The sequence below is a fragment of the Nocardiopsis potens DSM 45234 genome, assembly GCF_000341105.1.
GTDB classification, from domain to species: domain Bacteria; phylum Actinomycetota; class Actinomycetes; order Streptosporangiales; family Streptosporangiaceae; genus Nocardiopsis_A; species Nocardiopsis_A potens.
This window is the reverse complement of record NZ_ANBB01000069.1, coordinates 25534-51148: the sequence shown is the minus strand read 5'-3', so window position 1 is coordinate 51148 and position 25615 is coordinate 25534. Positions and strand designations below refer to the sequence as shown.

The window sequence follows — 25615 nt, the reverse complement described above, 5'->3', positions numbered from 1 at the left end:
CGTTCGCCGGCATCGCCTGCACGTTGATCTGCTTCCGCAGACTCACCAAATGAGATGAGCTCTTAGGAGACAGGGCCACGGCGAGGGCCGTTCGCGCTGCGGTGCGGCTATGCCGGCTGCGGGCGTGCGTTCTTCCGGTAGTGCCGCTGCCGGCATGCGCGTGAGCAGTACCGGCGGCGCCGGCCCGTGGGTGGCTGCGAGAAGGCGTCCGCGCAGACGATGCAGCGGCTCGGGGCCGCAGAGGTTCCGTCACATGGATCACCGGTTCCGTCACGGCCTCCGGGGAGCGGGCCGTGGCGGGGGGCCGACTGCGCCGCGTCGACCAGGCCCTGTTCGGGGAGGCGCCCGCGGGGCGTGCGGTCCCTGAGCTCGCCGTCGAGCCACGGGCATTCCTCGACGATGTCGTCGCCCGGGCACTCCAGCAGGTGCATCAGGTACTCGCGGGCGCTCCGCAGCTCCCTGATCTTCTCCTCGAGCACCTCGGCGTGGCGCTTCACGGTGCGCTGCCAGTGGGCGTTCCGACTGCCCGAGGTGACGACGGACGCCTGCTCCAGGGGCATCGCCCCGGTGACGCGGCACAGGTAGGCGAGGCCGACGCGGCGCAGCTCCGCCTCGGTGTAGACCCGCCGCCCGCCGGCCCGCGGCGGCTCGGGAAGGACCCGCTGGGACTCCCACCACCTCAAGGTCGACGGGGCCACGCCGTAGAGGGCGGCCGCCTGCCCGATCGAGACGCCGTGTTGATCGCTCATGCGCCCATTTGACATCAAGTCGCCTTGAAGACTCAAGATGGCAAGTGAGGTAAGGCAAGCCTTAATTTCACCGGGTGTCGGGTCGTGCGGACGCGGAGCCGGGGCTTCGAACCGGCAGCGGCGGTGCGGCGGCGCGCCGGCGTCTTCGGCGCGGCCGCTTTCACCGCGGCCGGCATCACCGGAGCGCCGGCCGGCCCTCACCCGACCCCCTTCACACGACCGGCCGAATTCGAACCCACCGATGGATACGGAGAGCCCCGATGGTCGAAGGACCCTGGCAAGACGCCGAGCTGATCCGGATGCTCAACGGCCACACGTCCACGTTCCTGCTCGGCGCCGCGCTGAAACTGCGCCTGCCGGAGGCGATCGGCGACTCGACGGTGACCGCCGACGAGCTGGCCCGCACCACCTCGACCCACGGGCCGACGCTGACCCGGGTGCTGCGGGCGCTGGCCGCACTCGAGGTCCTCACCGAGGAGCGGCCGGGCGCCTTCCGGCTCGCCCCGCGCGGGCGGCTGCTGCTGCCGGGCGCGCCCGGCTCGGTGCACGAGCTGGCCGGCTACCTGCTCGACGAGTGGACCTGGGGCTCCTGGCCCGCGCTGGACCAGGCCGTCCGCACCGGCAGGAAGGCGAGCGAGTTCGCCTCCGGCACGGGGAACACCGGCGAGGCCTACTGGTACGAGAACCCGGAATTCCGGGAAACCGTCGACCGGTTGATGATCGAGCACACCCGCTCGATCGCTCCGCTCATCGTGGACGGCTACGACTTCGGCCCGTTCTCAACGGTGGTGGACATCGGCGGCGGCAGCGGGCCGTTCATCGCGGCAGTCCTGGCCGCCCACCCCCACCTGCGCGGCATCCTGCTCGACCGCGAGGACGGGGTGGGGCACGCGCCCCGGGTGCTGGCCGAGGCCGGCGTCGCCGACCGCTGCGAGATCCGGACCGGCGACTTCTTCGAATCCCTCCCGCGCGGGGACCTCTACCTGTGCAAGAGCGTCGTCTTCAACTGGCCGGAGGACGAGCGGGTGGCCGCGATCCTGGCCAACTGCCGCAAGAGCATGACCACCGACCAGGGGCGCCTGCTGCTGGTGGAGCAGATGCTGCCCGCCGCCGTGGACGGGACGATGCCGCCGAACGTCTACCTCGACGACGTCGCCTCCGTCGTCAACCTCGGCGGGCGCTTCCGGACCGAGCCGGAGTACCGCGCGCTGCTGACCTCGGCGGGCTTCACGATGACCGTGCACCCGCTGCCCGCGGCGCCGGACGGCTTCTCGCTGCTGGAGGCCGCACCGGCCTGAACCGGCCGGGGTCCGCCCCGGGCCGCCGGCGCCACCGGAGCGGGCCCCATCGCTCAGGAGCCGGTCGGGACAGGGGCGCGACCGCCCGCTACGGGGCGGCCGCCCCCGCCGCCGTCATCGAGCGGGTGCGGCCTGCGCCTTCGAGGCGGTGCCGGGCAGATCGAGGAAGGCCAGCACTCTGCGCCAGGTCAGCTCGGCCGCCGCCGGGTCGTGGTCGGGGAGCTCATCGTCGATGTAGAAGTGGCCGACGCCCGGGTAGCGGAAGACCTCCGCATCGGCGCCGGCCTCCTGCGCCGCCCGGCGCAGAGCGGCGACCCGCCCGGGCGGTGCGAATTCATCCGGGTCGGCGGCGTGCAGCTGAACCCGCAGACCGGGGCGGAGGCCGGCGGAGAGGTCCGCGGCGGCGTGCAGGAGGAGAACGCCCGCGGTGGCGGGGCGCTCGGGCAAGAGATCGGCCACGACGCCGGTACCCATGGAGACACCGGCGAGTACGGTCTGCTCCGGCACGCCTTCAAGGGACCGCCGCGCGCGCTTCACCACCGTCTCCCAACCGATCCGTTCGAGCAGCCGGAACCCCTCCTCCAGGGTGGAGGCGGTGGCGCCGCCGAACAGATCCGGCACGGTGACCTCGTGCCCGGCGCGACGCAGCCGCTCGGCGGCGCGGGTCTCAGCGGTGCGCAGACCGAGAACGGAGTGGAAAAGCGCGACATGGGCCATGAGGCCATCCTGCTATACGGGCCGGGAGCGGCCGGGCGGCCCGCTCCCGTGCGCAGACCCGGCCGGTTCCGCCCCGGCGCCACCGACGACGTCGCCCGGATGCCGCACCGCCGCAGGCGGCCCTGGTCGCGCCGGGAGGAGTAGGCATTGCCGGCGGCCAGAAGGGTTTCGCCGGCCGGCCCGCCCCGGGAACGCCCCGGCCCTGCGGCCTTCGAACGGGCCTGCCCCGCCGCCGCCCGGGCCTTCATCGCATGAGGATGATCGCGGCCTCCTCGACGCACGAGGCCAGGACAAGGGCGCCGAAAAGAGTGAACGCTCCCCCGGTGATATAGCGGAGCCGCATGTACTCCCATTCCCCGTAGGCCTCCTCCCTGCTCTTCGGGCCTCCTGGGCGGCCGATTCCTGCGACCCTGTCGAAGTTCAGCAGTACGCTGCACCCCAGAAGCAGGAGGAGAAGGCCGACGACGGAGGCGTAGACAATGAAGCCGGGGGATATGTCTCCCCCAAATGGTGTATCCGGGCCTCGACGCCGAAGCCCTTGATTATCGGCGCGCTTCCCGTGCGGAAATCCCGGGAAACCGCGCCGGCCGAAGGGGCCGCCGTTCATTGGACGCCGTTCATGCCGTCCATGCCCCGGCCGCCGTTCCCGGCCCGCCGAGGTAGGGCAGAATCCTCCCATGATCGTCGTGCAGCCCGTTCTGGAGGTCTACCCGGTCGAGGGCTTCGACCTGTGGCCGGTGGCCGGGGTCGAGGCGTGGAGCCTCTTGCCGTTGAGCGGGGGGCTCGCCCCGGATGAGGTCGGCACGGCGGTGATGGCCATCGCGGCCTGCAACGACATCGACCCCGCCCCCGAGGTCGACGGCCGGCCGCCGCGCCCGGGCGACCCGCTCCAGGGGTTCCTGCACGGCCTGCTCACCATGGGCGACCTCTTCGCCTCCGGCGGGCTCAGAGTGCAGGACACCGCCACCGGCGCGGTCCTGGTCCCCGGCTGCTGCAGCGGGCTGGACGAGCGGCGCGACTGGTACGAGGTCACCGACGGCGAGGGCCGGGCCGGCTTCGGCCACGACCCCTCGCCCCTGGCCGAACGCGTCGGCGAGACCGCCCGGCTGACCGCCGACGCCGACCAGGAGGGCGGCCCGGTGATCGAACTGCCCGTCACCGAGCTGCGCCGCCTGCTCGCCGGCGCGGAGCGGGACCTGGCCGGCTTCCTCGACTCGGCCGCCGCCTGGGCCGCCGGGCGCCTTCCCGACCAGGCCGGCCCCGTCACCGCCGCCCTCGCCCGAGCCCTGGACCTGCCCCGGCCGGCGCCGGGGCCGTAGGGGCCGCGCCTCCGCGCGCCCGGCCGGGCCGTGCGGGGCCGCGGCGGGGCCCGTGTCGCCGCGGCCGCCCCCCACCGGCGGTTCAGGCCGTGAAGTAGGCCGTGTAGAGCAGCCCGTTGTAGGCGGCCATGCTCAAGCCGTACCCCGAGTACGGGTGGATCCGGGTGTTCCGCTGCGGGGTGCTCCACTCCGGGACGTCCGGACCCAGCCTGGCGGTCCAGGCGTGCAGCTCGCTGCCGACCCACTGGTTGCCGCAGGCGTACAGCAGCCCGTTGTAGGGCGTGAGCGAGGGCCGGGCCGTTCCGGCGGTGCCGGCCAGGACCCGGTGCCCGTCCCAGGTGCCGGTCTCGGAGTCGTAGGAGGTCCACTTCAGGTCCTGCTCCTCGCCGCCCTCCCGGCCGGGGGAGTACATCACGTACAGCCTTCCGGCGAACGGGGCCGCGGCGACCGGGTCGAAGGAGGCGACGTGCCAGAGCGGCCGCCACTCGCTCCACCGGTCCTGCTCGGCGTCGTAGGAGGCCCAGTGGATGCGGCCCTCGGTCCTGCGGTCGCGCAGGAACACGTGGAGCAGCCCGTGGTAGGCGGCCAGCGCCGGCGGGAACCCGGTCTCCGGCGCGGCGGTGATCCGCTGCGGGGAGCCCCATTCGCCCGCCTCGCCGTCGTAGGCCGTCATCCGGAGGCGCGCGTCGTGGACGAAGCCGCAGTACAGCTTGGCGCCGTAGGCCGCCACGCCCGGGGTGGGGCCGGCCTTGAACCCCAGGTCCGCGGGTGCGCTCCACTCCGTCCCGTCGAAGGTCGTCCAGTGGAGCACGTCCGAGCCGGAGTTGTAGACGCAGTGCAGGGCGCCCGCATAGGCGTCGATCGCCGGGGCGCGCCAGCCGATGGCCGGCGTCGGCCGGTCGGGCAGCCAGGTGTCGCTCTCCCAGTCGTAGCGGCTCCAGGCGAGGGTGCGGGTCCGCTTGGGCCGGGGGGCCGGCCCGGTGTCGCGCCGGTAGGCCCGCCGCCCCGCCACGTAGGTCTCCGCGACGGCCTGGTCGCCGCCCAGGATCGCCAGGGCGAACAGCACGTCGACGATGCCGGTGCCGTTCTCGGTGCGCCGGGCCAGCAGGGGAGTGGCCTTCGGGTCGAGGACGGTGAAGTCGGCCTCGTGGCCGGCCTCCAGCGAACCGATCAGGCCGTCCATGCCCAGGGCGGTGGCGCCGCCCTTGGTGGCCAGGTAGAACATCCGCGCCGCGTCGAGGGGGTGGTTCCCCAGCGCCGCCACCTTGTAGGCCTCGTTCATCGTGCTCAGCGGGGAGAAGGCGGTGCCGCCGCCCACGTCGGTGCCCAGCGCCACCTTGACCGGCCGCCCCGGGTTCTTGGCGTCGCGGAGCCGGAAGAGGCCGCTGCCCAGGAACAGGTTGGAGGTGGGGCAGTGCGCGATGGCCGCGCCGGTGCCGCTGCAGGTGTCCAGCTCCTCGGCGGTCAGGTGGACCCCGTGCGCCAGCACCGCGCGGGGGCCCAGCAGGCCGTAGTGGCGGTAGACGTCCAGGTAGCCCGAGCGCTCCGGGAACAGCCCGCGCACCTGGTAGACCTCGTCGGGGTTCTCCGACACGTGGGTGTGCATGAGCAGGCCTTCGGCGCTGGTCCACAGGTCGCCAGCGGCCTGCAGCATCTCCCGGGTGCAGGCCAGGGCGAACCGGGGGGTGACCGCGTAGACGCCGCGGGTGCCCGGGGCGCGGTGCCGGCGCTCGATCAGCTCCCGCGACTGCTCATAGGCCCGCTCGACGGAGGTGTCGAGCAGTGCTTCGGGGGCGTTGCGGTCCATGAGGACTTTCCCGGCGGCGATCCGCATTCCGCGCCGGTCGGCCTCGTCGAAGAGCACGTCGACCGATTGCGGGTGGGTGGTGCAGAAGACCAGTGCGGTGGTGGTTCCGCTGCGCAGCAGTTCATCGCAGAAGAGGTGGGCGATCTCGGCGGCGTAGGACCGGTCGGAGAACTTCATCTCCTCGGGGTAGACGTGCTTCTTCAGCCATTCGATCAGCTTCTCGCCGTAGGCGCCGATCATCGCGGTCTGGGTGTAGTGCACGTGGGCGTCGACGAATCCGGGGGTGATGATCTTGTCCCGGTGGTCGACGAGGACGGCGTCCGCGGTCAGGTGCCCTTCGGCGTCCCCGTAGGGGCCGCAGTACCGGATCTTTCCGCCCGCGCAGACGAGGAGGCCGTCCTTCTCATAGCGCATGGCGTGCTCGACGGGCACGAGGAAGGGGTCGTCGCGGAACCACAGCAGCTGCCCGCGCACGGCGACGGTCGAGCCGCCGTCGGGGACGTCGAAGGGTGCGGGGGAGTCGGCGGGAAGGGTGTCCGCGCTGTCGTAGGCGGTGTCCATGAGGTCCATCTGTCACCTCCACCAGAGCCCACCGCGAAAAGAGGGCACCGGTCGCTTCCTCCGGTGTGGACGCGAATGGGCGAGGACTCATGTCTGAATTGCCCCGGCAAGGTCGGGGAAAACCCGACACTGGAATACGGGTCTGGTTTTGGGTTGCTGAAACCGCCTTCGCCTCCTTTCGGTTCGCCAACTCGAATCACTCGGGGTCTCATTGCGGAAAAATGGCTTTTTGTGGCCTTTTCATGGATCTCGGGGTGAATGGATCGTGCAGGCCGTGCGCGGCCTCCCGGGGCGGTGCGCACCGCCCCGGGAGGGTGCCGGGGGAGCGCCCGGGATCGCGGCGCTCAGTGCGCGGCGGCGAGGACGAGGGAGGCGGCGGCAAGGGCCAGGTAGGCGCCGGGGAAGGCGATGTTGTGGAACACGCGGGCGCGGAAGTGGGCGGCGAGGGCGCCGAGGAAGAAGAGGACGAGTCCGGTCGCGGCGGCGATGCCGACGAACCGGAAGCCCAGGAGTCCGAGCGCGAGCCCGGCGGCCCCCGCGGCCTTCAGCGTTCCCAGCAGCGGAAGCCAGGACCGGGGCACGCCCACCTCGGCCGAGTTCGCGAGGACGAACCTCGCCTTCGCGAAGTCGGCGATGGCGATCCCGGCATTGGCCGCGATCGTGACGGCGGTGACGATCGCATGGAGGGCGGACATGGAATCTCCCTTGCTCGCGGTGATCTGCTCCCGGTTCACTGCCTTCATCCTTCTCGGCCGCTCGGTGCCGCGTCCAATACCTGTATCCATAACCGGTTGGAATGGGGGTCGAGGGCCGTCGCCCCGAAAGGCGTGCGGCCGCGCCGGGCGCCCTGCCGCCGCGGCGCGCGGTCCCTCGCGAATCGTCCGCGCCGGCAGGGTTGTGCGATGAGTAGACCGGTCGTATAGTCGCTTGTGAACGCAGCGGAAACCGAACTCCCGGAAAGGGCGGACATCATGGGACGGATCAAGGTCGGCACGGAGAACGGCACCGACATCGAACTGCACTACGAGGACAAGGGGGCGGGGCGGCCGGTCGTCCTCATCCACGGCTACCCCCTGGACGGGAACTCCTGGGAGGGGCAGATCCCGGCCCTGCTGGACGCCGGCCACCGGGTCATCACCTACGACCGGCGCGGCTTCGGCAAGTCCGGCCGGCCCTCCACGGGCTACGACTACGACACGTTCGCCGCCGACCTGAACACCGTCATGGAGACCCTCGACCTGCGCGACGCGATCCTGGTCGGCTTCTCGATGGGCACCGGCGAGGTCGCCCGCTACCTGTCCTCCTACGGCTCCGGCCGGGTCGCCAAGGCCGCGTTCCTCGCGTCGCTGGAGCCGTACCTGGCGATCACCGAGGACAACCCCGAGGGGGCCGCCCCGCCCTCCTTCTTCGAGGAGATCTCCGAGTCGGTGCGGAAGGACCGCTACGCCTTCTTCACCGGCTTCTACGCCGACTTCTTCAACCTCGACGAGAACCTGGGCACCCGGGTGAGCGAGGAGGCCGTGCGCAACGCCTGGAACACGGCGGCCGGCGCGGGCCCGATCGCCTCGGCCGCCGCCCCGCTGACCTGGCCCACCGACTTCCGGGCGGACATCCCCCGGATCGACGTCCCCTCCCTGATCGTGCACGGCACGGCCGACCGCACCCTGCCCGTCGATGCCACCGGGCGCCGCTTCGCCAAGGCCCTGCCCGCCGCCGAGTACGTCGAGATCGACGGCGCGCCGCACGGGCTGCTCACCACCCACACCGCCGAGGTCAACGAGGTCCTCCTGGGCTTCCTCGGCCGATGAGCGCGTACCGCGCGATGCCGGGCGGCTCCGTCGCCACTTATAGACGACTGGTCTAATGGATGCTAGGGTGCCGCACATGACGGCAACACAGGGCGACACCCGCGGCAGCATCCTCAGGGCCGCCCAGCAGATCCTCCCCCGCAAGGGGTTCGCGGCGGTGGGCATCAACGAGATCCTCACCGCCGCCGGGGTCCCGAAGGGCTCCTTCTACCACTTCTTCGGGTCGAAGGACGCCTTCGGCGAGGCGCTGATGCGGGCCTACTACACCGACTACCTGGCGGACATGGACCGCATCCTCGCCGAGCCCGGGCTGAGCGCGGCGCAGCGCCTGATGAACTACTGGGAGTACTGGCGCGAGATGCAGGGCGCCGACGACTGCCAGGGCAGATGCCTGACGGTCAAGCTCGGCGCGGAGGTCTCCGACCTGTCGGAGTCGATGCGGCTGGCCCTGAAGGAGGGCACCGCCGCCATGGTCGACCGGCTGGAGCGGACGATCACCGCGGGCCTGGAGGACGGGTCGCTCGCGGTCGACGGCACCGCCCGCGAGACCGCGCAGGCCCTGTACGACATGTGGCTCGGGGCGAGCCTCCTCGTCAAGATCAACCGCGACACGGGCCCCTTCGACACCACGACGGCGCTCACCCGCCGGCTGCTGCACCTGTAGAACCCGACCCGACCGCAAGGACGCGCCCGGACGCCGGGCGTTCCTCGCGCACCGAACAAGACGACCGGTCTATTCTCAAGGAGTCCGCGCCGTGAAGGTCCTCACCGTTCTCACCTCGCACGACGAACTCGGCACCACCGGCCGCAAGACCGGATTCTGGCTGGAGGAGCTCGCCGCCCCCTACTACACCGGTTCAAGGACGCCGGCGCCGATGTCGTGCTCGCCTCCCCCGAGGGGGGCAGGCCGCCGCTGGACCCCGAGAGCAGCGAACCCGGCTTCCAGACCGATGAGACCCGCCGCTTCGAGGCCGACCCGGAAGCGCTGGCCGCTCTCGCCCGCACCGAGCGCCTCGACTCCGTCGCCGCCGGCGACTTCGACGCCGTCTTCTACCCGGGCGGTCACGGCCCGCTGTGGGACCTGGCCGAAGACCCCGCCTCCGTCCGGCTCATCGAGGCCGTCCTGCGCGCGGGCAGGCCGATCGCCCTGGTCTGCCACGCCCCCGGCGCCCTGCGCCACGCCACCGCTCCCGACGGCGCGCCCCTGGTCCGGGGCCGGAAGGTCACCGGCTTCACCAACGGCGAGGAGGCCGCCGTCGGCCTGACCGGAGTCGTCCCCTTCCTCGTCGAGGACGAGCTGAAGCGGCTCGGCGGCGACTACTCCAAGACCGGCGACTGGCGGCCCTACGTCCTCACCGACGGCCTGCTCGTCACCGGCCAGAACCCGGCCTCCTCCGGCCCTGCGGCCGACGCCCTCCTCGCGCTCGTCGCCGGGGCCGGGAACGGCCGCCCGTGAGCGCCGGGGCCCGATGACCGCGAGCGGCCCGACGACGGGCGGGCTCCCCGGGGGCGGTGCCGGCGGCCCTCCTCGGGCGGAAGGGACGCGGTCGCCGAAGTCCTGGACCGCCGTGTCGAGGGCGTCGCGGTCGACCTCGGCGTGCTCCATCGGCACCCGTGCGGCGCCGCCCTCGGCGGGCGGTGGCGGTTCAGGCCAGCCGGACCAGGTTGAGCCGGTAGTCCTCGACCTGCGGCAGCCGCTGCTCCTTCAGGGCGGCGATCATCTCCCGGTGCTCCGCCGGCAGCCCGTCGTGCACCTCGGCGGGCAGGGTGGTGAAGGTGTGCGAGGCGAGCAGGCGGCTGCCCGGGCGCCAGTCCTCCAGCACCCCGGGGTCCGGGCAGTTCCAGCGCATCCGCGCCGCCACCTTGCCGAGCGCGTCATGGCCGTCCTGGGTGTCGACCATGCCGGGGCCGGCGGTGTCGAGGGCGAGCAGGGCGCCGGGGAAGCGGTCGGCGAGCAGGTCGAAGGCGCGGCGCGCGTCCTCTTCGGGCAGGAAGGGCAGCACCGCCTCGGCGGCCAGGAAGTAGGGGCCGCCCGCGGCCAGCGGCGCGGCGGTCCAGCCGTCGTCCAGCACCGACGCGGCGAGCATGGAGCGGCGCGGGGTGTCGGCGAAGAAGGTCCGCCGCAGCTCGATGGCGTCGGGCAGGTCGAGTTCGAACCAGCGGGCGCGGCCGTTGTCGGTGCGCTCGTAGCGGGTGTTGAGCCCGGTGCCGATCTCCACCACCGTCGAGTCCGGGGAGTCGGCCAGGAAGGCGCGCACCCAGTGGTCGATGAGGCCGGTGCGCAGCACCGAGCCGGTCAGGCTCGCCCCGCCGTCGAAGCGGGCGAAGTCGTAGTCGATCGCGGCCACCATCGCCTCGGCCGCGGGATCGCGCAGTACCGGTTCGGGCTTGCGGCTCTCCACGGCGCGTCCGTAGAGCGGGATCAGCAGTGTCTCCTGGACGGTGCCCAGGCGCAGGGGGCGCTCCGGTCTCCGCTGCCGTGCGGCCATGGGGTCCTCCTTGCAGGGGGTGGGGCGGGGATGCCGACAGGATAGTGCAATGGTTATCGTTTTCACACCTTTTCGGGTGGTCACCGAGGGGTGCGTCCGCGGTCGGCCTCCCGGAGGAGGGGGCGTCCATGAGCCCGCCCTCTGAAGCGCGCACCGCGGGGTGCGCGAGGCCGGCGCCGCCCTGGGCATCGGACCCGTGCCGGACTTCCGTTTTCGAGTACGATCCGGCTGAACGCCTTGGCCCGAAGACACATGGAGGACCATGCGGTTCCTCATCCTGGGGACAGTGGGGGCGGAGCACCGGGGACGGCACGTGCGCCCCGCAGGAGGCAAGCAGGCCAAGGCGCTCGCCCTGCTGGTGTTCGAAGCCGGGCGCTGGGTGCCGGCGCGGCGTTTCGTGGACGTCCTCTGGGAGGACGACCCGCCGGCCACGGTCCTCCGCCAAGCGCAGAACACCGTCGCCCGCCTGCGCCGGTTCCTGTCCGACCTCGGCGGCGACCCGATCGAGCGCTCCGGCCTCGGATACCGCCTCCGCACCGAGGAGACCGACCTCCACCACTTCCTGCGCGGCGTCGAAAGGGCGCGGGCGGCGCGGCCGGGCGACCCGCTCGGCGCCGCCGAACACCTCCACGAAGCACTGGGCCACTGGCGCGGCCCGGCATTCGCCGATCTCGGCGGGAACTGGTTCGAGGCCGCCGCGGCACGGCTGAACGAGCAGCGCCGCGCGGCCGTCGAGGCGCTCAACGACGCCGAGCTCGCCGCCGGGGTCACGGGGCCGGTCGCCATCCGGGCCCGGCGGCTGCTCGACGCCGACCCCTACCGGCAGTCCGCCGCGGCTCAGCTCATGGCCGCGCTGCACGGGGAAGGGCGCGGCCCCGAGGCTCTGGAGGTCTACGACCGGGTCCGCACCCGGCTGGCCGACGAACTCGGACTCGACCCCGACCCCGTCCTGCGCGAGGCGCAGCAGCGCATCCTGGCCGGGGAGGCGCGGACCGCCAGGGCGGCCGCGAACACCGCTCCGGCGCAGCTCCCCGCCGAAGCGGGGCGGCGCTGCGGCCGCGACACGGCCATGGCCGAACTCGACCGGCTGCTCGACCGGGCGCCGGAGGCGCCCAGGATCGCGGCGCTGTCAGGGGCCGCGGGCGTCGGCAAGTCCTTCCTCGCGCTCGCATGGGCCCACCGCGCCAGGCACCGCTTCCCCGACGGGCAGCTCTACGTCGACCTGCTCGGGTTCGGGCCCTGCGGTGCACCGCTCGACCCCGCCGAGGCGCTGCACCGCTTCCTGATCGCCTTCGGCGTCCACGCGCAGGCCGTGCCGGTGGACCCGGGCGCCCGCGAAGCGATGTACCGCACCCTGATCGCCGAACGGCGGGTGCTGGTGGTCCTGGACAACGCGGTCGACACCGCTCAGGTGCTGCCCCTGCTGCCGGGGACGCCGGCGAGCGCGGTCGTGGTCACCAGCCGCCGCTCGATGCCCGATCTCGCCGCACGCCGCGGTGCGATGCAGGTCCGGCTGGAGGTGTTCGACCGCGATGAGTCGAGGGAACTGCTGAACTCCAGGCTCGGCGACCGCCGCGTCGCGGACGGGCGGGAGGCCGCCGAGCGGATCGCCGCCGCCTGCGGAGGCCTGCCGCTGGCCTTGGCGATGGTCGCGGCCCGGGCCGCGACCGAGCCGCGCTTCCCGCTGGGCGTCTTCGCCGACCGCCTGCAGGAGGACCCGCTGGAGGAGTTCGGCTCCGACGACCCCGGCGGCGACGTCCGGACCGTCCTGTCCTGGTCCTACCGGGAGCTGACCCCCGAGGCGGCGCGGCTGTTCCGGCTGATGGGCCTGCACCCCGGCCCGAGCCTCTCGGCGGAGGCCGCGGCGAGCATGAGCGCGCTGCCGCTGCGCCGCGCCCGGGCGCTCCTGCGCGAACTGGCCGCCGTGCACCTGGTGGCCGAGCCCTCGCCCGGCCGATACGCCGCCCATGACCTGCTGGCCGCCTACGCGCTGGAGAAGACCGAGGCCGTGGACGGCGAATCCGACCGCGCCGCCGCGGTCCGGCGCCTCCTCGACCACTGCCTGGGAACGGCGCTGAAGGCCTCGGCGCTGCTCGATCCGCCCCGGCGCCCGCCCCCGGCGCCGGCGCCCGACCGGGACGCGCCGCCCGCACCGCTCGACGGGCCCGACGAGGCGCTGGACTGGGTGCGCACGGAGCTGCCGGCCCTCACGGCCCTGGCGGAGCGCGCCGAGGAGGACGGCATGGACGCCTACGCGGCGGCCCTGGGGTGGGCTCTGACCGCTCCGCTCCAGCGGCTCGCCCGGTGGGACATCGGCCTGGCCCTCCAGCGCCGGGTGGCGAGGGCCGCGCGGCGCTCGGCCCTCCGCGAGTACGGGATCGACGCCGAGACCGACACCGCCGCGTTCCTGTTCTCCTCGGGCGACTTCGACGCCGCGCAGCGGCACCTGGAACGGGCCGCGGAGCTGTGCGATCCCGGACGCGACCAGTGGCGGATGGCCCGTATCGGCTACCGGGGCGCGGTGGTCCTCAACGAGGTCGGCAGGCATGAGGAGGCGCTGAAGCACGCAGAGGACGCGCACAGGCTGTTCGAGGAGATCGGGGACGACCACGGCCGGGCCGACGCCCTCAACGCGATGGGCTGGCTCCACGCCGAACTGGGCCGCCTCGACGAGGCCATGGAGCGGTGCCGGGAGTCCCTGTCGCTGAGCGAGGAGATCGGCGCGCACTCCACCGAGGCGTCCGTGATCGACACCATCGGGCACGTGCTGCGGCTCCAGGGCCGCGGCCGCGAGGCCGCGGACGCCTTCCGGCGGGCCGCCGAGGTGAGCCGGCGCATCGGCTTCCGCTCCAACCGGGTCTCGTCGCTGGAGCACCTGGGCGAGACGCTGCATGCGCTCGGCGATGACGCCCTCGCCCGCGAGGCGTGGCAGGAGGCGCTGGCGATGGCGGAGGACACCCGCGAATACCTGGCCGACCGCATCCGCGCCAAACTCGCCGGACTCGGATGAGGGCTCATTCCGCGGGCCCGCCCGAGCAGGCCCCGCGCGCACCGGGGGCCGCCGCCCTCCCCTCCAGCGAAAAGACCCGGTCGCACGAGTCCGCCTCGCTCTCCCGGTGGGTGATGAGCAGGAGCGTCCTGCCGGCGGCGGCCCTGTGCAGCGCCTCCAGCACTTGCGCGGCGGTCGCCGCGTCGAGCGAGCTCGTCGGCTCGTCGACGACCAGCACCCGGCAGTCGTCCAGGAGCGCGCGGGCGAGCGCCAGGCGCTGGCGCTCCCCGCCGGACAGAGCGCGCCCGCCGTCTCCCACGGGCGTGTCGAGGCCCAGTTCGAGCGAGTCGACGAGGTGTCCGAGGCCGACGGAGCGCACCGCCCGCTCGATGTCGGCGTCCGATGCCCCGGGGGCGCCGAAGGCGAGGTTCTCCCGCAGCGAGCGGTCGAACAGGACGGGTTCCTGCGGTACCAGGGTGGCGATCCGGCGCAGGGCCTCCGGCGGGCAGGGCACGCCGTCGATGCCGACCTCGCCGCTGCCGGGAGGGATGAGGCCCGCGGCGATCAGGCCGAGAGTGGACTTGCCCGATCCGCTCGGACCGGTCAGCGCCGCCGACCCGCCGGGCTCGATCCGCAGATCGACGTCCGCGACCACCGGAAGCCCCCTCCCCGGGTAGGCGTGCGACTCCACCCGGACCTCCACGGACGGCGCAGGGCCGGGAGGCGCCGCGGCCCGTCCGCCGCCGGGTTCGTGCCGGGGGAGGTCGAGGTGGTCGAAGACCCGCTCGAAAACGGCCGCGGACACCTGGAGGCTTCCGCTGATCTTCAGCAGCGACCGGATCGGATCCGACAGCCGCATCTGCATGATCACCAGCACCAGGATCGTGCCGATCGTCAGCTCCGGGAAGTACGTTCCCCCGATCCAGTAGATCAGGGGCGGGACGCAGGCGAACGCCGCCGCGATCGTGCCCGTGGCCACCGCGCCCACGGCGGCCTGCCGGACCGAGACCTGCCGCAGGGTGTCGCAGCAGGCCGTGAACCTCGACCGCTGGGCGCCCTCCTGGAGCATCGTCCTGGCCAGGATGCGCCCCGGGGCCGACATGTCCTCGCCCAGGTGCTTCGTCATGGCCGCCAAGGACTCCTGGCGCCGCCGGGACAGGTCTCGGCGCCTGACGGCGAACCGGTTGTTCAACAGGCTCAGCAGGAAGGCGGAGGCGAGCGAGACCAGCGCCAGAGGCCGGCTCAGGAACAGCATGATCGTGAAGAACCCGACCAGGGTCGCGGCCGCCGTGAGGAACGTCTGCGCCGTGGACGTGATGAGGCGTTCGATGCTCCCGATGTCGCTGACCATCCGGGATTGGATCTCGGCGTGCCCGCGGCCGAAGAAGGCCGGCGGCTGCGGCGCGACGGCGTCGTAGACGTCGCGGCGGAGCCGCGCCAGCACCTGCTGCCCGATCCATGCGCTCAGAACCGCCTGAAGGCAGGAGACGACGCCGGCGAGCAGGCCGGCGCCGACCAGTCCCCCGCACAGCCACGCGAGGAGCACCGCGTCCCGCTGCGGAAGCGCCCGGTCGACGATCTGGAGCAGCAGCAGGGGGGCGGCGACGCCGAGTCCCACGTTCAGCAGGACCAGCACCGCCAAGCCGAGCACGTGCCAGCGGTGGCCCCGGAAGCGCGGCGCCATCCTCTTCAGCACGAACAGGGCGCCCCGCGGCCGGCGGGCCGCGGGCCTCCCGCCGCTCACCGGCCACCGGCCCTCGGCTCGGGAGCGAACCCCAAGGTCACCGTGAACAGGTGCCGCGATCCGCGCCCGGCGCACCGGAGCAGCCTGTCGACCTCGGGGCCGGTGCGCCCGAAGGCGCAGCCTTCGAGTCCGGCGGCCCGCCCCGACAGCCAGCACGCGTACCCCAGGGCCCCGGCCCGCACCAGCAGGCCGCCGTAGTGCTCGGCCGCGTTCGGGACCGGCCCGCCGGCGATCAGCACGGTGACCGGCGCCGGCGTGTAATCGCGTGCGAGGATCCGTGCCGCATCGGCGCACGCGCGCGCCGATCCCAGCGCCGTTCCCGTCCCGTACTCGCTGATCGCGGCGGACCGGCCGCCTTCGTTCACGGCGAGGTACAGCTCCAGGCCGTCGCCGCGGCCCGGATCCTCGCCGCAGGAGCGCACGGCCGACGCGACGACCCGGCCGAGCAGGTCCCGGGGAACGGGCCGGTCGTCGTATTCGCGGTGGGAGCGGCGGTCGCGCAGCGCCTCGGCCCACCGCTCCGCCGAAGCGTCCGGCCGCGGCGGGGCGGCGAGGCCGGACCGCCGCCGGTGACCGGAGCGGAGCAGCGACTCGACATCGGCCCGCACCGCCTCACGGGTGAACATCGGCATGCCCGCCTCCTCCCGCCGGCACCAGGGCCGCCACGGCTGCGATGCTTCGGCCCGCCCCTTCCAGGAGGACGGTGTCGTCGAGCTCGGGCTCCCAGCCCGAGGCGTATTCGACGGCCAGTCCGAGGGCGTGGGCGGCGACGCGGAGCTGCACGGCCGCGCAGCCGGCGTCCAGCCGGGCGAGCCTGAGGGCGAAGTCGCCGTACTTCACGGCGATGCGGTGGTGATCGCTGACCAGCATCACCAGGCAGGGGCGGGCGGGCACCTCCCGGTCGAACCCGACCATGCCGCCGAGGTCGACCGGGAAGGGCGCGGCGGCCAGCAGCTCGTGCGACCGGTCCATGTACTTGAAGAGGTTCCCGGGCAGCCCGGGAACGCCGTCCGGGAGCAGTGCGTAAGCCTCGACCGATCCGAGGTCGCCGCCCGAGGGCGCCCAGCGCGACCGGTCTCCGGGGCCGCCGGACCGCCGGAAGCCGACGGTCCGGTTCAGCAGGACGCCCACCGTGTCCGGGCCGGGCCGCGGGCTCCCCCCGGCCGGGTCCCCGGCACGCCGGCCTGCGGGCGCCCCGCTCTGGGCGAGCGCGATACGCGGGTGCGTGGCGTGCGGTTCCCGGGTGTCCCGGAGGCCTTCGACCTGCCTTCTGCGCTGCACCGATTCGGCTTGGACGGGGGACATCGGCGCCGGGGGGAGCGAGCAGGCCAGCTCGTAGGCGTCCACGGCCGCATCGGCCCCGGTCCAGTCCGGGCACGGCTCGGCCCGGCACTCAGGGCAGTCGAGGTAGGGGGTGACCACGTGGGCGCCGCCGCTCCACGACTCCAGGTCGATGTGGCGCATCTCGTAGCGGCCGAGCGCATCGGCCGACCGGGTCAGGAACGCCGTGATCTCGTGGGCGGCGAACCCGCAGACGAGGTCCGCGGTGGCGGGGTCGAGGGCGGAAGGGGCCGGTGCCTCCCATCCGGCCTCCCTCCGGCTGCGGGCCAGGCACCGGGGGCAGTTCGGGGAGTCCGCCGTGACGTAGGGCCCGATCTCGATCCGGGAGGCCGCGAACCCGATGCGGAGCAGCGGCACCGACAGGTCGGCGGCGAGCCCGCGCGCGGTTCCGGGGGAGTGGGACGGGTCGGCGTCGATGTCGACGAGCAGCGCAGCCTCGCGGTCGGACCCGCTCCGTCCGCGGGCTCCGCGGTGCCGTTCCGCCCGCACACCGCTCTGCTCCAGGAGCCTCCTCAGCGGGGCGGTGAGGGCGTCCGGCCCGACCAGGAGCACTTCGCCGCGGCGAAGGGCGCGCATCAGCGATCCGAAGCCGTCGTGGGCTCCCAGCCGGTGCCGGTTGGCCGCGTAGAAGGCCGCCGCCTCGGCCGGGAGCGCGGCGGGCGGCGGCGGGCCGGGGTCGGTCTCCAGCAGCATCCGGTCGTCGAGCAGGCGGAGCACGGTCTCGACGCTCCGTCGCCCCATGCCGGAGCGGGCCGCGAGCTCGTCCACCGTGCGCGTCCCGTCGAGCAGCGGCAGCAGCCTCGAGGCGGCGGCCTGGGCCGCGGCGCCCTTGAGCACCGTGCGCCGGGAGCCGGAGGCGATGATGACCCGGTCGTCGGTCCGGACGATGTCGGCGCCGCCGCTCAAGCGGGGCGCCCGCGGTGCGGCGCGGTCCGTGTGCGGGCTCACGGGTTCCTCCACTGTTCCGGTGCCGCCGAGGGCCGCAGCCCGCACCCGGGGCAGCCGTGGACGCCCATGACCGGGTGGGCGGTGACCGGTGCGGCGCCGTGCAGCCCGAAGGAGAGCACCGGCGCCCGGTGCGGGGTGCGGGGCCGGGCGGCGGTGAGCCTGGTGGCGATCCCGGCCGCCTGCCGGACATGGGCGGGGAGGAACGCGGTCCGCCGGGTCGCCGAGGCATCGACCTCCTCGGTCGTGCGCCGGTGCGGGTCGTGCTGGCGCACGCGGGCCTGCATGCAGCGGTAGCACGCCTCCGACCCCGGGCCGATCACCGGGCCGATGTCGATCCTCGTCTGCCGGAGCACCACCGGAAGCCACGGCACGTCCTCGGCCGCGGCCAGGTCGTTGATCGCGGTCAGCTCGGTGCGCCGAGCGGAGCCGGCCACCACGAGCAGCCCCGGATGCGGGCGTGCGATCGGTGCCCTGAGGGCGTCGGGGTCGACCAGGGCCGCGCGCCGGTGGGTGAGGAGGCGGCGGGCCACCGCGGCCCCGAACTCATCGACCGGAACGAGCCGGTGCTCCGTCATGCGAACGGCTGCGGCCACGGGTTGAGCCCTTTCTCGTCGTGTGCCTCGTATCCCATTCGCCGCGGCGCTTCGAACAGGCGGCGATGGGCCTTGAACTGCGCGAACGGGTCGAGGCTCATGGGCTGCAGGTCGGGGACGACGACGTTGACGCACGTCAGCCCGACCGATTCGAGTTCTTTCGGGGTCCGGTCGACGCGGACCGCCCGCGCCCCGATCCCGTGGAGCCCGTCCACCACGGTCCGGAGGGCGGCGCCGGGGGAGGAGGGCAGAGGCGCGCGGGCCCGGCGGGGGCGCTCCCCGGCTCCGTCGAGGAGGAAGTCGAAGGCCCTGCGCCGGCTCTGCCGGCCCATGTAGACCGCTCCGTCCTCGATTCCGCGGAAGTCCTCGATCCTCTCGACGTCCCCTCCGCGCGCCCGCACTATGGCCATGACCGACACGGCCTCCTGCAGCGCCTTCTCCGCGGCCCGGGCCGTGTCCCGTTCGGCGGAGGCCCCGACGATCCGCGCGCAGAGCGGGTCGTGCGCCGATGAGAGCAGGCAGTAGACCGCGGGGACGCCGAGGTCCGAGGTCGCGTCGAACAGGTGCGCCGAGACGAACCGCCGCTCCAGCCACTCCAGGAGCCCGGTGACCGAGGGCGAGCGGGCGGAGTCGTCCGCCGGCGGCAAGGGCATGCGCTGCAACCAGGTCAGGCCGACGCCGTCGCGCTCGACCACTTCGAGCAGCCCGCGGAGCACCGCTTCGACCGGGTCGGTGTGCACGGCGTATCCGGTGGAGACGGGGTAGGCGAACCGCTCTGAAGGGGTCTTGTGCGCCAACCGGTACGTGGCCATCGCCGCGGGGACCCAGGTGTCGAGCCCCGAGTGGAGGTCGGTCCCGCGTACCCAGCGGATGGGCGCCTCCGGGTCGAACGGCCTGAGGGGGCAGCGCGGATCGGCGTATTCCGCCGCCGAGCATTGAGGGAACCGCCACGGCTCGAGGAAGGCGGGATCGCCCCGGACCTCGCTGCCGGACGCGCTGATCCGCTCCTCGCCGAGGATGTCGGCGGCGGCGTACCGTTCGGCGCCCTCGGCGATCGCCTTGAGCCTGGCGAGCTCGGCCGACCCCGACGACCGTCCACCGCCCAGGACCGGGGCGTCCGTTTCCGACGGCGGCGGATCTCCGGCGTCGCTGACGAAGCCGGCCAGGTCGGCGGGCCCCCAGAAGCCGCGCTCGCGGACCGAGGAGAGCACCCCGAAGGGGGAGACGAGGTCGCTGAGCGGACGTCGCGCACTCACGGTTCGGCCTCCTTCCGAGTCTCCCGGCACGGATACCGTTCAGGGCCCCGCCGCCGTCCTCGGCGGAGCCCAACACTGCGGTCTCTAGTCATGCCTGCAGTGGGTGACGTCGCACCCCAGCGTGCACCCGGAGCAGTGGCGAGGATCCATGTTGCCGTCCGGGGTCATCTCGGCGTCCTGGTCCTCCACCTCCAGGTCGAATCCCGGGTCATCGTTGTCCATGCCGTCCTCCTCTCGTCGCGCGGCCGGCGGCCTCGGTCGGCCGGGTTCCGGCGATGGAGACGAGTGTCATCGGGCATTGCACGGAACCTGCACGATTTCTGCACAGTCCCCTCGGCGAGCACGGCGGCCGGGAACGCCCCCTCCCGCGCGATCGGCCCGGCGCCGCGCCGGCGGCCGTGCGGGCGGGGGGCGGCCACCGCGGCCGCTTCCCGGCGACCGCCCGGCCGGACGAGCAGCTCACCGAAGGGCGGGCGGCCCCCTCGGCCGGCCGATCCTCGCGGCCGGGCGGTGCGCCTACATGCGCACCGTCCGAGCCGTAGGGCGGGGGGCGGCACGGCCGGCCGCCCCCCGCCCGCTTCTCATGCCGGGACGGATCAGGGTCGGACCGCGCCGACGAAGTGCTGGTCCCAGTAGTCGGCGAGGTCGACCACGGAGACGGTCTTCCCGCTGCTGGGGGCGTGGACCATCTTGCCGTCGCCGGCGTACATGCCGTTGTGGCCCAGGTCGTCGAAGAAGAACATGATGTCGCCGGGCCGGAGGTCCTCCTGGGAGACCTTGTTCGCCATCTCGAACTGGGCATAGGTGGTGCGGGGGATGCCGACCCCGGCGGACCCCCAGGCGGCCTGCATCAGGCCGGAGCAGTCGTAGCCGTCGGGGCCGGTGCCGCCCCAGAGGTAGGGGGTGCCGATCTTGCCGTAGGCGAAGTCCAGAGCCGCGCGGGCGCTGCCGGAGGCCGAGCCGGAGTATCCGCCGGCACCGCCCTCCGCGGCCGTCCCGGCGACCGGGTTCTCGCCCTCGAACCCGGCGAGCAGCTCCTCCTGCTCGGCGAGCTTCTCCTCGACCTCCTCCTTCTGCTCCTTGAGGGCGTCCCGGGTCTCCTTCGCCTCGTCGCGCGCGTCCTCGGCCTCCTGCTTGAGGGCGATGAGGCGCGCACTGGAGTCGGTGAAGTCGTCGAGCCGCGCCCTCTGGTTCTCCGACAGGTAGGACATGTCGGCGGACTGCTCCAGGACGTCCTCGGGCCGCTCGACGCTGAGGACGATGCCGGGGGAGGCGGGGTCGCTGGACTTGTAGGCGGCCGACGCGAAGCCGGACACCTCGTCCCGCAGCCCCTCGTAGCGCTCCTCCTCGTCTCCGACCTGCTCGTCCAGTGCGTCGATGCGCTCCTCGGCGGCTTCGAGGTCCTCTTCCGCCTGGTTGTACTCCTGCACCAGGCCGCTCGACTCCTCGGTGAGTTCCTCGATCTCGGCCTCGACCTCCTCCTCGGTCGGCTCGGGCTCGGCGTGGGCGGTGCCGGCGGGAAGCAGCAGGCCCCCCGCGGCGAGGACGCTGAGACCCGCGAGGACGTGCTTTCCGGTGTTCTTGCCATCGGTCATGGAGGGTTCCGCTCCTTGCTGCTCGGATCAGACGGGGGGAGCGCGCCCCCGCGGCCCGGCCGGCCGCCGGGCGTCCGACCCCGCGCAGCGGACCCCGCGGCGAGCACGCGAACGGCGCACCCGCCCCCGGATTCGCATAGGGAGATCGGCCCGGCGAACGGCACGGCCGAGGATTCGGCCGTGCCGGGGCCGCGGAAGGCGCGATGGGGCCGGGCGTTCCCGGGCGCAGGGCGGGCGCCCCGCGCCACCGGTGGACGGCGGCGGGGTCCTGCCCCGCCGCCGCGAACGCGCCGGCCGGGCCCGTCTAGACCCGGATCACGCAGAGGGAGAGCAGCAGCCGCGCCCCGGACAGGGGGACCCGGCTCCGGCGGAGGAAGCGCACCCGCTCGCCGCCCGGCGGCGGGCCCGACCACACCATCGAGAGCGGCAGCAGCCCGAGGACCACCGCCATGGCCGGCTTGACCGCACCGGTCCGCTGGTCGGCCCCCACCAGCCCGCCGTCGTCGCAGTGGGCGTCTCCGAGGTGCCCATGATCCCCGCCGGCCACCACCGCCTCCGCGACGGTGGCCGCCCCCTGCTCGGGCAGGACCGGAGTGCTCTCGACATGGCAGAGGAAGAGGAAGAGGAAGGCGCCGGCCAGCACCACCGGCGGCAGCCCTCTTGCCCAGGGCTGCCGCAGCACTCTCGCGATCCGGCCGAACACGGCAAGAAGAATACACAGCACATGGGAATCAGCCGGGCCGGGGCGGGGTCCGCCCTGCGCGGCCCCGAGGCCGCGGGGCGGAGCGGAACCGGGAGGCCGGGCGCAGGGCGCCCAGTGGCCGTCCTCGTCCGATCGGCCTCGTGCCGGTGGCCGCGTCCGATCCCGGCCGGCGCCGGAGGCGCCCGCCGGGTGACCGGTGGAACCGCGGGGGAGCACCCCCGAAGAATGGTACCGACCGGTTCCGTTTCAGTGTTCGCGCTGTTAGGGTGGGGCCATGCCGACGCACGCTCGCGAACGCCTGATCGCCGCCGCGGAGAAGCTCTTCTACAGCGATGGGATCCACGCGGTCGGCGTGGACCGGCTGCTGTCCGCCTCAGGGATCGGCCGGGCCTCCTTCTACCGCCACTTCACCAGCAAGGACGATCTCGTCGTAGAGATCATCGAACGGTACGACCGCCGCTGGCGGGACGCGCTCGAAGAGGCGGTGCGGGCGCAGTCCGGAGATCCGCTCGCGGTCTTCGACGCGCTCGGCGCGCAGTTCGCGGCGCCGGAGTTCCGCGGCTGCGCCTCCATTAACGCGATGGTGGAGGTGGCGGACCCGGAATCCCGGGCCTACCAGGTCGCGGTCCGGCACAAGCACCTGGTGATCGCCTTCCTGAGCGGCCTGCTGAAGGAGGCCGGCGTCGACGGGCACGAGGCGATGGCGCAGCGGTTCATGATGCTCATGGACGGGGCCACGGTGACCGCGCTGCGCGAGCGGGACCCCTCCCCGGCCCGGGACTCCAAGGAGATCGCGCGGGGGCTGATGGAACGGCCGCCCGGCGACGGGCCGGAGGCCCCGGCGGCGCCGGCCCGCTCGGGTGCCGGAGCGGGCCGCACTGGAGAAAGGAGGGACGGGCCGGAATGAGGCGCTACGCGCAGATCGCGTTCACCGAAGCGGTGCGCGAAGTCCAGGAAGAGGAGGGCAGCCGCAGAGCGGCGGGCCGATTGGCCTTCGGAGCCGAGGAGCCCGACCCCCTCGGGCCGCACGAGGCCGCGTTCATCGCCGAGCGGGACGGCTTCTACTTCGCCACGGCCGGCGAAACGGGCTGGCCCTACGTGCAGTTCCGCGGCGGTCCCCCCGGGTTCGTCCACGTCGTCGACGAGAGCACCCTGGCCTACGCCGACGTGCGCGGCAACCGCCAGTACATCTCCAACGGCAACCTGCGCGCCAACGACCGCGCCTCGCTGTTCTTCATGGACTATCCGGCGCAGACCCGGCTCAAGGTGTTCGGGCGCGCCGCGGTCCGCTCCCTGGACGAGGAGCCCGGGCTGGCGGAGCGGGTGTGCGCCCGGAGGACCGACGGCCGGGTCGAGCGGCTGGTGGTCGTCAGGGTCGAGGCCTACAGCTGGAACTGCGCCCAGCACATCCCGCAGCGGTTCACCCGCGCCGACCTGGAACCCCTCCTGACCGAGATCAGGTCCCTGCGCAGCGACAAGGCGGCGCTGGAATCCGAGGTGGCGGCATTGCGCAGGACCCTCGGCACGCGCGGCGGCCGGGGGACGGCCGACCCCGTCGGCTGAGCCGGGGCGCGCCCCGACCCCGGGCGGGCCCGGCCGCGGATCCGGCTACAGGTCCGCCTGGACCTCTTCCAGGACGGCCTCAGGACGGTCGAACAGGAAGCCGTGCCCCCCGGGAAAGGCCGCGACGCGGAACTCCGATGCGGTGTGCTTCGCCCACCTCTCGGCGCGCTCGCCGTCGACGTAGGGGTCGTCGGAGGAGAGCAGGAAGGTGATGGGCACGGGGACCTGCGCGTCCGGCGGGCACCGGTAGGTCGCGTTGGCGCGGAAGTCGTGCCGGAGCACCGACAGGATCGACTCGCGGAACGCGGGGCGGTCCAGCAGCCGCTGCGGGACGGCGCCGGTTCTGCGCAGCTCGGCGACGATGTCGTCATCGCCGGCGGGCGGGGGGAGCCCCAGGCCGTCGGCGGGGGCGGGCCGACCGGACACCACCAGCCGGGTGAGCCCGCCGGCGCCGCTCAGCCCCAGGGCCGTCTCGAAGGCCACGGCCGCCCCCAGGCTGTGCCCGAACACGATCAGCGGCCGCCGGCCCGCCCGCGGCCGCGCGGCGGCGAGCGCGGCGGCGATCTCCCGGACGTCGCCCGCGGCCGGCTCCCCCTTCCGGTCGCGCCGCCCCGGGTACTGGGCCGCCAGCCCTTCGACACCGGGCGCCAGCCGCCGGGCCAGCGCGGTGAACGCGTCGGCGGACGCGCCGGCGTGCGGGCAGAACAGGACCCGGGCCCGCGGTTCCGCCTCCGGTTTCAGGCACCGGACCCAGAGGTCCGGCCGCTGGGCGGGAACCTCCGCCATGTCGCTCATGTCGCTCTCCTCTCGTCGTCGTGGTCGGTTCCGGGCCCGGGCGGCGCCGCCCGGGCCTGCGCGAGCAGGGCGGCCTCCGCGGCCTCCGCGGCCGGCGCGCGCAGGCCGGACGCGGGCAAGGGCGGCCCCGGAGGGGCGCCGCCGGCGATTCCCAGCGCGACCGCCACCACCAGCCCGCCCTTGTGCGCGATGGACACCTGGACCCCGCTGAGCCCCAGCGCGGCGGCGCGCTCGGCGGCGGGCCCGGTCAACCGGACCTCCGGAGCCCCCGAGCGGCCGCGCAGGACGGACACATGGCAGGGGCGCACCCCTCCGGCGAACCCGCAGCCGAGCACCTTCGCCACCGACTCCTTGCAGGCGAACCGGCCGGCGAGGAACTCGCGGGCGCGTTCGGCGCCGTGCCTGCGGGCCTCGGCCAGCTCCGCCCCGGAGTAGGCGTAGCGGCGGAACCAGTCGCGCCGGAGCAGGCCGTTCAGCTCTCCGACGCCCAGGACGTCGACGCCGATCCGGACCACCGGCGCTCAGTCCCCGGGGGAGGAGCGGAACACGGCGAGATGGCCGCGCCCCGACCCGGGGTCCCTGTCGCACAGCAGCACCGTGCGGTACTCCTCAGCCCAGGTGCGCAGGTTCTCCGCCAGGGCGAGCCAGATCCCGGTGCAGTGGGTGTCCGCCCGGGCGCGCACCCGGTCGGCGGCTCCGCCCCCGTCGTCGACCTCGTCGCCGTCGACCCCGGGGCCGAGCACGAGCAGCGTCCCCTCCGGGGACCCGGCGGCGAGCGCGGCCGCCCGCGGACCGGGCCGCTCCGACGGCGCGAACTCCTCGACGGCGCTGAGCACCGGCCCGCCGCCGGTGCCGAACTCCAGGAGCACCCCCGAGTCGACGAGCCCCTCCGCCGGCGCGTGCGGATGGGGGGAGGGCATCGTCGACTGCTCCAGCACCGCCACGGCGGCGGCCGTGCACCGCCCCGACCGCTGGAATCGGTCGACCAGGCGCAGCGCCGTGAACGGTCCGGACAGCCCCTGCTGCGAGATCCCGAAGGCGGTGGCGCCGCCGCCCAGCAGGGCGTCGAGACGGGGGGCGACGGCCGTGAACGGGTGCAGGTCGGGCAGGGCGTGGGTGAGGACGATCAGCCCCGGTGCGGGGCCGGGGGGCCGCACCGAGGCCAGCCGGTCGGCGAGGTCCCGGTGCGAGACGCGGGTCCCGGCGCGGACCCGCTCCGCGTCGACGGCGGTGCCGAACGGTGCGGCGAGGTCGCGGTAGAAGTCGGTCAGTTCATCGACGCCCGGGGCGGTCTCCCCCTCCGGGGAGACCACCGCGCAGGCGGACGTCAGCGAGGGCAC

The 25615-nt window shown here is 74.0% G+C and carries 24 protein-coding genes; 8 read left to right on the top strand and 16 right to left on the bottom strand.

All coding sequences use genetic code 11. From position 1 onward, the window contains the following. Positions 1-107: 107 nt before the first annotated feature. The gene (locus tag D459_RS0126790; protein ID WP_017596078.1) at positions 108-749 is read right to left on the bottom strand and encodes a helix-turn-helix domain-containing protein; all 642 of its coding nucleotides are present in this window, start codon (positions 747-749) and stop codon (positions 108-110) included. 260 nt (positions 750-1009) lie between these two features. Here D459_RS0126790 and D459_RS0126785 point away from each other — a divergent pair, with 260 nt between their 5' ends. Further along, the gene (locus D459_RS0126785; protein WP_017596077.1) at positions 1010-2047 is read left to right on the top strand and encodes a methyltransferase; all 1038 of its coding nucleotides are present in this window, start codon (positions 1010-1012) and stop codon (positions 2045-2047) included. Positions 2048-2161: 114 nt separating this feature from the next. Here D459_RS0126785 and D459_RS0126780 read toward each other — a convergent pair whose 3' ends face one another. Further along, entirely contained in the window at positions 2162-2764 is a 603-nt protein-coding gene (locus tag D459_RS0126780) for a dienelactone hydrolase family protein (protein ID WP_017596076.1), read from the bottom strand. A gap of 677 nt (positions 2765-3441) precedes the next feature. Here D459_RS0126780 and D459_RS0126770 point away from each other — a divergent pair. After that, positions 3442-4083 (top strand): hypothetical protein, encoded by a 642-nt coding sequence (locus D459_RS0126770; RefSeq protein ID WP_017596074.1) that lies wholly within the window; start codon positions 3442-3444, stop codon positions 4081-4083. Between the two features lie 82 nt (positions 4084-4165). On the opposite strand, the gene guaD is transcribed toward D459_RS0126770, so the two are convergent. Next, entirely contained in the window at positions 4166-6460 is a 2295-nt protein-coding gene (guaD, locus tag D459_RS36620) for a guanine deaminase (RefSeq protein WP_017596073.1), read from the bottom strand. 335 nt (positions 6461-6795) lie between these two features. Continuing rightward, positions 6796-7146, bottom strand: a complete 351-nt coding sequence (locus D459_RS0126760; protein ID WP_026120786.1) for a DoxX family protein — start codon at positions 7144-7146, stop codon at positions 6796-6798. Positions 7147-7422: 276 nt separating this feature from the next. Here D459_RS0126760 and D459_RS0126755 point away from each other — a divergent pair, with 276 nt between their 5' ends. The 3 genes from D459_RS0126755 (at position 7423) to D459_RS32975 (ending at position 9715) form a co-directional block, all read left to right on the top strand. Then, entirely contained in the window at positions 7423-8259 is an 837-nt protein-coding gene (locus tag D459_RS0126755) for an alpha/beta fold hydrolase (protein WP_017596071.1), read from the top strand. 76 nt (positions 8260-8335) lie between these two features. After that, a complete protein-coding gene (locus tag D459_RS0126750) occupies positions 8336-8923 on the top strand; it encodes a TetR/AcrR family transcriptional regulator (RefSeq protein ID WP_017596070.1) in 588 nt (195 codons plus the stop codon). A 216-nt stretch (positions 8924-9139) separates the two neighbouring features. Continuing rightward, entirely contained in the window at positions 9140-9715 is a 576-nt protein-coding gene (locus D459_RS32975; RefSeq protein WP_017596069.1) for a type 1 glutamine amidotransferase domain-containing protein, read from the top strand. A gap of 190 nt (positions 9716-9905) precedes the next feature. Here the strand turns inward: D459_RS32975 and D459_RS0126740 are convergent, their stop codons facing one another. After that, positions 9906-10748, bottom strand: a complete 843-nt coding sequence (locus D459_RS0126740) for a class I SAM-dependent methyltransferase (protein ID WP_017596068.1) — start codon at positions 10746-10748, stop codon at positions 9906-9908. A 262-nt stretch (positions 10749-11010) separates the two neighbouring features. Between D459_RS0126740 and D459_RS0126735 the strand changes: the two genes are divergently transcribed. Further along, positions 11011-13758 carry an AfsR/SARP family transcriptional regulator gene (locus tag D459_RS0126735; protein WP_017596067.1) on the top strand — a complete coding sequence of 916 codons (2748 nt, stop codon included), beginning with the start codon at positions 11011-11013 and terminating at the stop codon, positions 13756-13758. Positions 13759-13762: 4 nt separating this feature from the next. Here D459_RS0126735 and D459_RS32970 read toward each other — a convergent pair whose 3' ends face one another. The 8 genes from D459_RS32970 to D459_RS0126695 all read right to left on the bottom strand — a co-directional run bounded on the left by D459_RS32970 (position 13763) and on the right by D459_RS0126695 (position 21917). Next, complete coding sequence (locus D459_RS32970) at positions 13763-15433, bottom strand: ABC transporter ATP-binding protein (RefSeq protein ID WP_152523123.1); 1671 nt, start codon at positions 15431-15433, stop codon at positions 13763-13765. Positions 15434-15477: 44 nt separating this feature from the next. Next, positions 15478-16113: a nitroreductase family protein gene (locus D459_RS35150; protein WP_017596065.1), complete on the bottom strand. Its 636-nt coding sequence runs from the start codon at positions 16111-16113 to the stop codon at positions 15478-15480. Then, on the bottom strand, positions 16094-17770 hold the full coding sequence (locus tag D459_RS0126720) for a hypothetical protein (RefSeq protein ID WP_017596064.1): 1677 nt from the start codon (positions 17768-17770) through the stop codon (positions 16094-16096). The genes D459_RS35150 and D459_RS0126720 overlap by 20 nt, the downstream gene beginning before the upstream one ends. Beyond that, positions 17767-18363, bottom strand: a complete 597-nt coding sequence (locus D459_RS0126715; RefSeq protein ID WP_152523122.1) for a TOMM precursor leader peptide-binding protein — start codon at positions 18361-18363, stop codon at positions 17767-17769. The genes D459_RS0126720 and D459_RS0126715 overlap by 4 nt, the downstream gene beginning before the upstream one ends. Further along, positions 18342-19619: a YcaO-like family protein gene (locus D459_RS0126710; RefSeq protein WP_017596062.1), complete on the bottom strand. Its 1278-nt coding sequence runs from the start codon at positions 19617-19619 to the stop codon at positions 18342-18344. The genes D459_RS0126715 and D459_RS0126710 overlap by 22 nt, the downstream gene beginning before the upstream one ends. 84 nt (positions 19620-19703) lie before the next feature. After that, the gene (locus D459_RS35980) at positions 19704-19841 is read right to left on the bottom strand and encodes a hypothetical protein (protein WP_017596061.1); all 138 of its coding nucleotides are present in this window, start codon (positions 19839-19841) and stop codon (positions 19704-19706) included. Between the two features lie 374 nt (positions 19842-20215). Beyond that, positions 20216-21214, bottom strand: coding sequence for a C40 family peptidase (locus tag D459_RS0126700; RefSeq protein ID WP_017596060.1), 999 nt, complete (start codon positions 21212-21214; stop codon positions 20216-20218). 304 nt (positions 21215-21518) lie between these two features. Beyond that, on the bottom strand, positions 21519-21917 hold the full coding sequence (locus D459_RS0126695) for a hypothetical protein (protein ID WP_152523121.1): 399 nt from the start codon (positions 21915-21917) through the stop codon (positions 21519-21521). Between the two features lie 274 nt (positions 21918-22191). On the opposite strand from D459_RS0126695, the gene D459_RS0126690 reads away from it, so the two are divergent. After that, a complete protein-coding gene (locus D459_RS0126690) occupies positions 22192-22824 on the top strand; it encodes a TetR/AcrR family transcriptional regulator (RefSeq protein ID WP_017596058.1) in 633 nt (210 codons plus the stop codon). Continuing rightward, positions 22821-23480 (top strand): pyridoxamine 5'-phosphate oxidase family protein, encoded by a 660-nt coding sequence (locus D459_RS0126685; protein ID WP_017596057.1) that lies wholly within the window; start codon positions 22821-22823, stop codon positions 23478-23480. Before D459_RS0126690 ends, D459_RS0126685 begins: the two co-directional genes overlap by 4 nt. 45 nt (positions 23481-23525) lie before the next feature. On the opposite strand, the gene D459_RS0126680 is transcribed toward D459_RS0126685, so the two are convergent. From D459_RS0126680 to D459_RS0126670, 3 genes are read right to left on the bottom strand one after another with little or no spacing between them, the layout of a single operon-like run. After that, complete coding sequence (locus D459_RS0126680; protein WP_017596056.1) at positions 23526-24275, bottom strand: thioesterase II family protein; 750 nt, start codon at positions 24273-24275, stop codon at positions 23526-23528. Next, positions 24272-24790 carry a holo-ACP synthase gene (locus tag D459_RS0126675; RefSeq protein WP_017596055.1) on the bottom strand — a complete coding sequence of 173 codons (519 nt, stop codon included), beginning with the start codon at positions 24788-24790 and terminating at the stop codon, positions 24272-24274. Before D459_RS0126675 ends, D459_RS0126680 begins: the two co-directional genes overlap by 4 nt. A 6-nt stretch (positions 24791-24796) precedes the next feature. Continuing rightward, positions 24797-25615 carry a hypothetical protein gene (locus D459_RS0126670; RefSeq protein WP_040711266.1) on the bottom strand — a complete coding sequence of 273 codons (819 nt, stop codon included), beginning with the start codon at positions 25613-25615 and terminating at the stop codon, positions 24797-24799.